6 protein-coding genes and 1 riboswitch are annotated in these 4461 nt (G+C 67.8%); all 6 genes read right to left on the reverse strand.

Features of this window, described 5'->3' with window-relative positions; translation table 11 throughout:
• The coding region (locus E1263_RS41925; protein ID WP_165956943.1) for an alcohol dehydrogenase catalytic domain-containing protein at positions 1 to 225 on the reverse strand (225 nt) is incomplete at its 3' end.
• 4 nt (positions 226 to 229) lie between these two features.
• Positions 230 to 610, reverse strand: a complete 381-nt coding sequence (locus tag E1263_RS41930; RefSeq protein ID WP_132177977.1) for a VOC family protein — start codon at positions 608 to 610, stop codon at positions 230 to 232.
• 56 nt (positions 611 to 666) lie between these two features.
• Positions 667 to 945, reverse strand: a complete 279-nt coding sequence (locus tag E1263_RS41935) for a ubiquitin-like small modifier protein 1 (RefSeq protein ID WP_132177979.1) — start codon at positions 943 to 945, stop codon at positions 667 to 669.
• On the reverse strand, positions 942 to 2204 hold the full coding sequence (gene thrC, locus E1263_RS41940) for a threonine synthase (protein ID WP_132177981.1): 1263 nt from the start codon (positions 2202 to 2204) through the stop codon (positions 942 to 944). Before thrC ends, E1263_RS41935 begins: the two co-directional genes overlap by 4 nt.
• Before the next feature lie 13 nt (positions 2205 to 2217).
• Positions 2218 to 2361: riboswitch (SAM riboswitch) on the reverse strand.
• A 70-nt stretch (positions 2362 to 2431) separates the two neighbouring features.
• Positions 2432 to 3649, reverse strand: coding sequence for a cation:proton antiporter (locus E1263_RS41945; protein ID WP_238162067.1), 1218 nt, complete (start codon positions 3647 to 3649; stop codon positions 2432 to 2434).
• A gap of 76 nt (positions 3650 to 3725) precedes the next feature.
• A partial coding sequence (locus E1263_RS41950; RefSeq protein WP_132177983.1) for a DNA-3-methyladenine glycosylase family protein occupies positions 3726 to 4461 on the reverse strand: 736 nt, incomplete at its 5' end.

The following is a 4461-nucleotide window of genomic DNA, read 5'->3' on the forward strand; positions in this document are numbered from 1 at the left end:
CCCCGACACCCCAGCCCCCACTGCCGCGATGGTCCCGGCGAGCTCATGCCCAGGCACGTGCGGCAGCACGATGTCGGAGTCATGCCCCATCCACCCGTGCCAGTCGCTCCGGCACAACCCGGTTGCCTCAACCTTCAGCACGACCGATCCGGCCGCCGCCTCGGGCTCCGGAACTTCCCGCACTTCCGGCAGAACGCCGTACTGATCGATCACCACTGCGCGCATGGCGTCACCCTACGCAGAACTCGTTGCCCTCCGGGTCGAGCATCACGATGTGACCGAGCTCGGGACCGTAGAACTCCTCGCGGACGAGAGTCGCGCCCAGCTCCACCAGCGCCGCGGCCTTCGTCCGCATCCGCTCCGCCGAGGCGGCATCTCGCTCGCCGTCGCCGGCCACCCGGATGTCGATGTGCAGCCGGTTCTTCGCGGTCTTCGACTCGGGCACCCGGAGGAAGCCGATCGCCGGCAACACGTCGTCGGGATCGATGATCCCGGAAGCGTCCGGCTCGTCGAAGCCCGGTTCGATCACGTAGTCGAGCGCAGCCGCCCAGAACCGCGAGAGCTTCTGCGGTTCGGCGGCATCCGCCCCGATGGTCCACTTCGTCGCCATACGAGCGACGGTAGCGGTGGTTCCGGACAATCAACGCCCGGAACCACCGGGCAAAATCAGCAGCCGCCGGCCACAGCCGGAATGATCGACACCTGGCCGCCGTCCTTGATCGCGGTCTCCAGGCCCTCGGCGAAACGGACGTCGTCATCGTCGACGTACACGTTCACGAAGCGGCGCAGCGCCCCGGACTCGTCAAGCACGCGGGACTTGATCCCCGGGTACGACGTGTCGAGCGAATCCAGCACCTCGGTCAGCGTCGCGCCCTCGGCGGACACCTCGGAGACACCCTGGGTGTAGGGCCGGAGGATGGTCGGGACTCTGACACTGACGCTCACTGAAGTCCTGCCTTCACGAAGGCGTCGTACGACGCGGGGATGGTCACCTTCGGGCCGACCCGGTCGGCCACTGCGTCGAGCGTCTTGAGCCCGTCGCCGGAGTTGATGATGACGGTCTCGAGGTCCGGGTCGAGCTGGCCGGTCGCGATCAGCTTCTTCAGCGTCGCGACGGTCACCCCGCCGGCCGTCTCGCCGAAGACGCCCTCGGTGCGGGCGAGCAACTGGATGCCCTCGACAACTTCCTCGTCGGAGACGTCCTCGATCGCACCACCGGTACGGCGGGCGACGTCGAGCACGTACGGGCCGTCGGCCGGGTTGCCGATGGCCAGCGACTTCGCGATCGTGTTCGGCTTGACCGGCTTGACCACGTCGTGGCCGTCGCGGAACGCCTGTGCCACCGGGGAGCACCCGGTCGCCTGCGCACCGTAGATCTTGTAGTCGGTGGCGTCGACCAGCCCGAGCTTGCCGAGCTCGGTGAAGCCCTTGTCGATCTTGGTCAGCTGCGAACCGGACGCGACCGGGATCACGACCTGCTGCGGGAGCCGCCAGCCGAGCTGCTCGGCGATCTCGTAGGCCAGCGTCTTGGAGCCCTCGGAGTAGTAGGGGCGGACGTTGACGTTCACGAACGCCCAACCCTCCTCCTCACCGGCGATCTCGGAGGCCAGCTTGTTGACGTCGTCGTAGTTGCCGTCGACGGCCACCAGCGTCCCGCCGTACACGGCGGTGGTGATGATCTTTGGGCGCTCGAGGTCCTTCGGGATGAAGACGACCGAGCGGATACCGGCCCGAGCGGCGGCGGCGGCCACTGCGTTGGCCAGGTTGCCGGTGGAGGGGCAGGCGAAGACCTTCATGTCCAGCTCGCGGGTGGCGCTGAGCGCGGTCGCGACGACGCGGTCCTTGAAGGAGTGGGTCGGGTTGCCGGAGTCGTCCTTCACCCAGAGCTTGCGCAGACCGAGCTCGCGGGCGAGGTTCTTGGCGTCGATGAGCCGGGTGTAACCGGGCTCGGTGTTCGGGAAGCTGGCCACGTCGACGGGGACGGGCAGCAGCGGCTGGTAGCGCCAGATGTTCTTGGGACCGGCCTCGATCTGTTCGCGGGTGATCGTCGGGTACTCGTACCCGACCTCCAGCGGACCGAAGCACTCCATACAGGCGTAGAACGGACCGAGCGGCGACTTCGCCCCACAGGCGCGACAGCTCAGGTGCGTTCCGTTGCCGAAGGCACCTTCACGGATGGTGTGGGCGGCGGTGGCCAGGCTCATGGCTGAGGTTCCCCTCTCATCTTCCCCGCGAACACCGGATCTCGATGGCGGGACGGATTTGGCACCGTTCCACCGTGAGTGGCCCCGGGTGGGGTCTCGACGGGGAGGGTTGCCGGGACTTCAACGGGCCGTTTCCCTCTGTCCCTCTGGATGAGCTGCCCCGAGATTACCCAACCGGACGCCGAAAGCGCGCTCCGACTTCCAGCATGCGAGACGCCGTCTCATATTCAACGGTCGAGGAATCGCATCACCGGCGTTGCGGCGACACCGTGTAAGACGACGCTCAGGACGACCGTGAAGCCGAGCGTCGCCCACAGCCAGGGCAGGTCCTCGCGGAAGTGCATGCCGACCGCAGCGAGGTAGTAGATCGACGACACACCCCGGACTCCGAACGCCGCTGCCGCCCACGCTTCACTCCGGCTCAGCCCACTCTTGATCAGCGACAACCGCCCCACAATCGGCCGTACGACGACCACCAGCAGCACGCCGATGAGCACTCCGGACCAGGTGAGCGGCTTGAGCAGTCCCGCGGTCACGGCGACGCCGAGAAGAAGCAGGACGCCCCAGGTCATGATGTGTTCAAGCTCACCGATGAAGTCGTGCAGCTCGTTGTGGAAGTCGTGGCTGCGTTCAGCAGCTCGCAAGGTGAGCGCGGCCACAAACACCGCGATGAAGCCGTACCCATGCGCCACCTCGGTCAGCCCGTAGACACCCAGCGTCATCGCCAGCGCAAGGACCGGCTCTCGCGCATCAGCCAGCCGCAGACTGGCCGCGCGGGCCGAGAACGTCATCCGGCCCAGCAGCCAACCGGCCCCGAAACCGACCGCAACCCCGATGACGGTCTTGCCGACGACATCCCACGCGATCCACTCCACCGGCGAAAAACTCTTGGTAGCAAGGAAAACCGCGAGGTAGACGAGCGGGGCGGCCAGTCCGTCGTTCAGGCCGGCTTCAGAGGTCAGCGCGAACCGCACTTCGTCTTCTTCGTCCAGCTCGGCATCTTCACCGGTAGTCGGTCCGCCGACCTGTACATCCGACGCCAGCACCGGATCGGTCGGCGCCAGGACGGCTGCGATCAACAACGCGGTCGGCAAGGCGAGACCGAGCAGCCAGCCCACCCCGGTCAACGCAGCAACACCTGCCGGCATCGCGATGAACAGCAGTCGCCACGTCACACCCCAGTGAAGGAGGCTGATCGGCCGGTCGATCGCGAGCCCGACACCCATCAGCGCGATGATCACCGTCAGCTCGGCCAGGTGCTTGGTGAGCTCCGGCTCGGCGATCGGGCTGAGGTGCGTCCGGTCCACGACCAGACCCAGCAGCATTCCGCCGCCAAGGAACGCTATCGGCGCAGAGACGGCGTACCGGGAGAGCAGCCGCGGCAGCACGGCGCCAAGCAGGAGGGCGAGCCCCGCAACCAGATAGAGCCCGTCCCCGTTGATCACATGAGCCCCAGTGCCCAGAGCTATCCCAGCCGATGCGCCGAGCGCGAAGGTCTGCGTCGCGGGGCATGCGAGCGCTCTATCTCAGGCGGTGCGTCGCGCCTGGGGTATGGGTGGGGAGTGATTTGCGCGGGCCGTAGCGAGGGTGACCGATGCCGGCCATCTCCAGGAGGCGCTGCACCCGGAAGCGGTGCCCGCGGTAGGGCTCAATGAGCTCCGCGCAACCGTCGTCGTCCAGCTCCTCGCCGATCAACGCATACGACACGTTGCGGGACACGTGATAGTCCGCGAACGAGAACGCATCCGCGTCCCCATGCGCCCGCTGCCGCACCTCAGCCGCCGTCCACACCCCGACGCCGGGCAACGACCGCAGCCGCCGCTCGATCTCCGCCGAGTCAGTCAACTCCAGCGTCCGCTCCAACGCCTTGGCTCGCGTCGCCGCCGTCACCACAACCCGCGACCGCCGCCCCTCAACGCCGGCTCGCAACCACTGCCACGACGGAATCAGCCGCCACTCCTCAGGCGCCGGCGGCACCATCATCAGCCGCCCCTCTGGCCCACCCGGCCCGGGCGCACGCTCGCCGTACTCGTTCAGCAGCAACCGCCAAGCCCGGAACGCTTCCTTCCCCGTCACCACCTGCTCGATCCCCGCCGCCGCCATCGCCTCGAACACCGCCCGCGTCCGCGGCACCCGCACATCCGGAAACCGATGCGCAGCATCGACGAGCGCCCGATGCTCAGCCAGCGGCACAAACCCCTCCCAGCTGTCCGCCTCCCCCAACAACTCCGGCACCCCATCCAGCGCCCACTCGGCC

This window comes from Kribbella antibiotica, from assembly GCF_004349055.1.
Classification (GTDB): domain Bacteria; phylum Actinomycetota; class Actinomycetes; order Propionibacteriales; family Kribbellaceae; genus Kribbella; species Kribbella antibiotica.

Coding starts and splice junctions, on each gene's coding strand:
- E1263_RS41930 (WP_132177977.1), bottom strand. CDS start 610: ATGGCGACGAAGTGGACCATCGGGGCGGATGCCGCCGAACCGCAGAAG.
- thrC (WP_132177981.1), bottom strand. CDS start 2,204: ATGAGCCTGGCCACCGCCGCCCACACCATCCGTGAAGGTGCCTTCGGC.